Below are 5,159 nucleotides of genomic sequence, written 5' to 3'. Positions count from 1 at the left end.
GAAGGCGCCGGCCGTCACGATCGATGTGACCAGGGAACCGCTCGAGCTGCCGACCATTCCCAACGGCCTCGATACGCTGCAGTCGCAGGTGGAAGAGATCGTGTCCAAGGTCAACAAAGCGCCCTTCGCGCAGATCGGCAACGACCTGCGCACCACGCTCGCGAGCCTCGACAAGACGCTGACCAGCGCCGAGCAACTGACGACGACGCTGAACAACGACGTAGCGCCGGAAGCCATCGCGGCGATGAAGGACGCGCGCAAGACCATGAGCGCGGTCGAACGCACGCTCGCGCAGGACTCGCCGCTGCAGCAGGACGCGCGACAGACGCTGCAGGAGCTCACGCGCACCGCCGCGTCGGTGCGCATGCTGACCGACTACCTCGAACGCCACCCCGAGTCGCTGCTGCGCGGCAAACCGGACGACAAGAAGTGAAACACCCCTCCAACTTTCCAATTGCACACGCTGCGGTGCTCGCGCTGATCCTGGGAGTCTTTCTGGTGGACGGCTGCGTGAACAGGACCGATCGCTTCTCGACGCTGACAGCGCCAGATGTCCAACCGGGACCGACTTCAAAACCTCTCGATATTCAACGAAAAGTGCCACCGGCAAGAGGCGCCTGAATATGAACGTCCTGCTGCTCGGGGCCGAAACTCAAACGCGCAACAAACTCGGCAGTGCGCTCGGGCGATCCGGCTTCACAGTCGACGTGGCCGGCCCCGGCGATGCCGAGTCGCGGCTTTCCGCCGGCAAGCCGTATGCATTGGTTCTTCTCGACGCCGCGCCGCCGACGGCAACCCGCGCTGCGATCGGTGCCGTTCGGCGCATGACCAGCGCCCCGTTGCTGGTGCTGACTGAACGAGACCGGCTGGCGGACCACTTCGAAGGACTTGCGCTGGATGCCACCGAGTACCTGGCCGGGCCTTACGCCATCGAGGATCTGCTGACGCGGGCCTGGGCGCTGACATCCCGCGATGAGAGTCCTGACGCCGCCTTGCTCCGCCTGGCGGACCTAGCCATCGACCGGAAGCGCGGCAAGGCAATTCGCCAGGGCATGGACCTCAGCCTCAGTGCCACCCTGTTCGAACTTCTGGATGTGCTCATGGCCCACAGAGGCCATGTGATGTCACGCGCCAGGCTCATCAGCGCCGTTTGGGGGGCACGCGCCAGTCATCAGCACGACAACCTGGTCACGCTCGCCATCCTGAGACTTCGTCAGAGGCTGGATGATCCGTTCGATCTGAAGCTGATTCATACAGTGCATCGCAAGGGGTATGTTCTGGAAATTCGCAATGACCACTATCTTGGATCTGGCTGAACGCTGGACATTTATCTGACAAGGAAATCCCATGAAAAGACTCGTACTTCTATTTGTAGTTTCAGCTGTCCTTTCCGGCTGTGTGGTCGTCCCATCCGAACGGGATCGCCCCTCACTCGCACGGCGCGGTCACGGTGATCGGGTCCGCGACGGTGTGCCGGACCGCTATGACCGCGACCGGGATGGTGACGGTATTCCCGACCGCTACGACCGCGCACCGAACAACCCCTATCGATGACGCGTTTCGGACAAGGCTGCCAGAAATTGCGCGAAATCGACGTGATGTGGCGCCCTGAGCACGGCGTCATTGCGCCACAAGCCGGCAAGTGAGCAACGTCGATAGACACCAGGATTTGTGCGTTGTTCTAGCCCGACTGTCGTTGGGTCCGCAAGCCTGAATAAGAAAGGCGACAGTGGTCGGCATCGAGGCGGCGCCCTCAGCGGCCTTTTTCTCCCTCGTCCCTGCCAGCGCCGAACCGCTGTCGAAAGGCAGCAGGTACGTCAATTGGGCATTCTCATGCATGTTCATCCGGTTCGCGGTTTTGAGTGGATTGGGGTTCGGCGATTTCCAGTCTCTCAAGACTTCTCCGGGAGAACCACCCGCAACAGCCTATTGAGCCTTCACATCTAGTGCAGCGTTCCGAGGCACCGTGCTCTGCCACTTCGTCTGTTCGCGGTACCCACATGCGCGTTGCCCGCTCGAAAGGAAAATCCGGCCGAACCGGCCCGCCTGCGTCGTCGACGTCATCTCCATCAGCCTCTTCCGCATCGGCCTCGACAGGCTCGCGCTGCTCGAAAGCAAATCGGCAGCCGGGTCGGCGCGCAGCGCGGTCCATCGGTCTTCGAAGCGACAGCCCCCGCCATGTCCAGGCGTACGGCGCGCGACAGCTAGAAGAGGTGGGTTGCCTCGATTGCCCGTGCAGCCACAGACAAGCCAAGCACGGCCTGCGTGTAGACGATCAAGCAGCGCAAGCACTCGGTCGTGATCCGATGCCAACGCCGAAGCGTTCAAGTAGTCAAGTGGGGTCAGGGCGTGCGACGAGTCCTTGTCAACAGGGTGCTTGGGAATGCTTGCGAGGTTCATCGGATCTGATGGTCAGTCATGAGCTATTCGGTGGCTCGCGTTGCTGCTACGTGAGCCCGGACAGTCTCTTACCGATGTCGCCATCTCCCGAAAGGATTGCTGCCCTCCCAGAGCGTCTTTTGTCCTCGTGGCGACACACTGGTATGCAAGGATTCTCACGGCATCCTCCTAACGACTCCAATGACCGTCACCCACAAGAAGACGCACCCCGAATGGGCGCGACAAGCGCCGGACCCCACGTCGTCCAAACTCCCGCCGTCCGCCCGAGCCATCGTCGAGCGCACGCGCCGCTTCTGGCAGACGCAGCGATTTCAAGAACGGCTCCAACAAACTTCGGCCTTGCCCCCGGAACCCAGATGACATCGCAAATTCGTGACAGGTCGGAGCGTATAGCACCTACCCGGAGACCTTCTGATAACCAACATCAATCTGTTTCAGGTTCTCGCGGCACGGCCTTCACCATGGTCCCCATCCTGTTCACGTTTTGGGGTTCTCTGTGCCTGCGCAACCTGCCTGGGATGACATCACCACAAGCTGTGACGGCGTCGAGCGCCCGTGATTCGCAACCGTCGTCGCGGATGCAAGTGCCGCCGCGCATCGCCCTGCTCCCGCCCGAAAGAATGGCCCTCGCTGAGGCAAACGAGCGATGCGTCGAACCGTCACGCAGAACGAACCGGTGACGCCGGCCAGATCGCCCCGCTGGATGCGGACGATGCACCGAACGAACCGAGTCTGCCAGACGCGCGAAGCGCGCGTCACCTCTGGCATTCCCTGCCGGGCATTTGCCTGGCGCTCGACGCCACAGGCTGCGAGATCGAGCTCGAGACAGAGGGACCGATGACCGGTGCCCTCATCTTGTGGAGTCCCGAGAGCAAGGGACTGCTCGCCGGCCCGAATCTCGACGAACTCGAGCACATTGCCGAGCAACAGGCGAGCTACCGCGAACAGTTTCTCCACGCACCCATCGCATCGCCTTGGCACAGAAACGGGGACGATTGAGGCGGCGCCCCGCCCCGCCCCGCCCCGCCCCGCAATCAGCGTTACACCAGTTCAAGGCATCGGTACCGTCGAACGCATGACGGTCCACCATGCGCAATCCCCTCTCGCTCACCCACACTTCCGTGCTGCTCTTTGCGACGGCGGCGTCACCGAGGTGCGATCGTTTCAACCCTCGATGAAGCCAATGCCGAGGGCCCAGGCACTCTCACGCGCGCTCGCGGACTGAGCGATGCAATCAGGTCTCCCTATGCAAACGACAGCCGAGCAAAGCGCCGTCGCCGACGCCCCTCTGTCGGGGGTGACGAAGGTCATCGCCTACGCGGGTACTGGCAAAACAACCGCCCTCGTGGCCCTGGCGCACCGGAACCGCCACTTTCGTGGGCTGTACCAGGCTTTCAACAAGTCGGCCGAACTGGACGCCCGGCCACGCTTCTCGCGCTCAGTGCAGTGCAAGACGGTCAATGCCTTAGCCTTCGGCTCGACTGGCAAGGCCTATTCGCACAAGCTCGGAAACCTGTGGCCAGTGAATGCGATCAAGCTCATGGGACTCGCATGAGACTGGAGCTTCGCCGGGCTGGTGGTCGACACCATCACGGCCTGGTGCGTGAGCGACCTCAGGGCCCAACTGGGCGATCGCCGTGGGGCCTGCGCCAACGGGTCCGGAGCACCTCCTGCGCTATGCCGCGGATGTGGCCAGCCAACTCTGGACGCGCATGTGCGATCCACGTGACGAAGCGCCGATGACGCATCGATGGCTACCTCAAGTTGTTCCAACTGCAGCACCCTGCCCTTCCCTGCGACTACCTGATGCTGGACGAGGGCCAGGACACCAATCCAGTGACCTGGGACATCGTGGGCCGGCAGGTCTGTCCCGTGGTGCTGGTGAGCGATGGCTATCAATCGATTTACCAGTTCCGCGGCGCCGTGAACGCGATGGATGCGGCGCGGGCGAGCCGAACCCTGACTCTGACCCAGAGCTTTCGCTTCGGACCGAAGGTCGCCCGCATCGCCAACGCACTGTTGTGGGGCTTCTTCGACGAGACGCTCCCACTCTCCGGGGTCGGCCGGACACTGTGGTTCGGCGCCTGCCGCCCGAGGCGCCGCGGCATGCCGTGATTGCCCGCACGAACGCACAGATTTTCGAAGAGGCTATGCGCGGCGTGCGCGAGAAGAAGACTCTCGGCTTCGCGGGTGGTGTCAACGCGTACGGTTTCGAAAAGATCATCGACACATGGCACTTGGCCGATGGGCAATTGGGGCTGGTGCGTGATCCGTTCCTGCGCAACTTCCCATCCTGGCCAGCGACAATTATCTTGAGCCGCCGCTCAGAATAGTTGACGCCGGGCAACGGATTGGCCTCCAGCGCTGTCTGCGCCATCGCCGCGAGGCCGTTGAATCCTTTGCGCATATCCGTGTGACCCGCCACGATCCACACACGGGTGTTGGCCGGCAGTCCAATCATGAGCGCCGCGCCAATGCGTGGAGTACGACGCGCAGGCGTTGGCCGTCAACCGCCCCGTGCAGCTTCAGTCGCGCGCCGAAGACCTCCAGTTCAATGTGGCCCTGCGGCGGCGGTGGTGCAGTGACCGCCACCACCGACATCCATCGGCGCAACTGATTGGCGTTGATCCCGTGCCGCAGCGCTAGGGAAGGTCTGATCAAGTCGTAAATTGGCTTGATGGCGAGCGCGTGTGCTTGTCGTTGCGCTCGCAAGCTCGTCTCACCGAGCATCCCCATGCGTTTGAGAGGCCCTTGCGGCC

General features: G+C 62.7%; 7 protein-coding genes and 1 pseudogene. 7 read left to right on the top strand and 1 reads right to left on the bottom strand.

The features are described 5' to 3' along the window. The 7 genes and pseudogenes from ACSFCA_RS36350 to ACSFCA_RS36320 form a co-directional block, all read left to right on the top strand. A pseudogene (locus tag ACSFCA_RS36350) lies at nt 1-433 on the top strand (mammalian cell entry protein); the annotation flags it as partial. Beyond that, nucleotides 430-621, top strand: a complete 192-nt coding sequence (locus ACSFCA_RS36345) for a hypothetical protein (RefSeq protein ID WP_435477489.1) — start codon at nt 430-432, stop codon at nt 619-621. The pseudogene ACSFCA_RS36350 and the gene ACSFCA_RS36345, both read left to right, overlap by 4 nt. Before the next feature lie 2 nt (nt 622-623). After that, nucleotides 624-1,316: a winged helix-turn-helix domain-containing protein gene (locus ACSFCA_RS36340; protein WP_435462976.1), complete on the top strand. Its 693-nt coding sequence runs from the start codon at nt 624-626 to the stop codon at nt 1,314-1,316. Between the two features lie 1,639 nt (nt 1,317-2,955). Continuing rightward, on the top strand, nt 2,956-3,399 hold the full coding sequence (locus ACSFCA_RS36335) for a hypothetical protein (protein ID WP_435462975.1): 444 nt from the start codon (nt 2,956-2,958) through the stop codon (nt 3,397-3,399). A 247-nt stretch (nt 3,400-3,646) separates the two neighbouring features. Continuing rightward, on the top strand, nt 3,647-3,955 hold the full coding sequence (locus ACSFCA_RS36330) for a hypothetical protein (RefSeq protein WP_435462974.1): 309 nt from the start codon (nt 3,647-3,649) through the stop codon (nt 3,953-3,955). 209 nt (nt 3,956-4,164) lie between these two features. After that, nucleotides 4,165-4,515, top strand: coding sequence for a UvrD-helicase domain-containing protein (locus ACSFCA_RS36325; RefSeq protein WP_435462973.1), 351 nt, complete (start codon nt 4,165-4,167; stop codon nt 4,513-4,515). Beyond that, nucleotides 4,512-4,733 carry a hypothetical protein gene (locus ACSFCA_RS36320; RefSeq protein ID WP_435462972.1) on the top strand — a complete coding sequence of 74 codons (222 nt, stop codon included), beginning with the start codon at nt 4,512-4,514 and terminating at the stop codon, nt 4,731-4,733. Before ACSFCA_RS36325 ends, ACSFCA_RS36320 begins: the two co-directional genes overlap by 4 nt. 124 nt (nt 4,734-4,857) lie before the next feature. On the opposite strand, the gene ACSFCA_RS36315 is transcribed toward ACSFCA_RS36320, so the two are convergent. Beyond that, on the bottom strand, nt 4,858-5,159 hold a 302-nt coding region (locus ACSFCA_RS36315; protein WP_435462971.1), incomplete at its 5' end, for a hypothetical protein.

This window comes from Variovorax multivorans, assembly GCF_051216835.1.
Taxonomy (GTDB): domain Bacteria; phylum Pseudomonadota; class Gammaproteobacteria; order Burkholderiales; family Burkholderiaceae_C; genus Variovorax.
This window is presented reverse-complemented; position numbering and strand designations above follow the sequence as displayed.

Coding starts and splice junctions, on each gene's coding strand:
- ACSFCA_RS36340 (WP_435462976.1), top strand. CDS start 624: ATGAACGTCCTGCTGCTCGGGGCCGAAACTCAAACGCGCAACAAACTC.
- ACSFCA_RS36330 (WP_435462974.1), top strand. CDS start 3,647: ATGCAAACGACAGCCGAGCAAAGCGCCGTCGCCGACGCCCCTCTGTCG.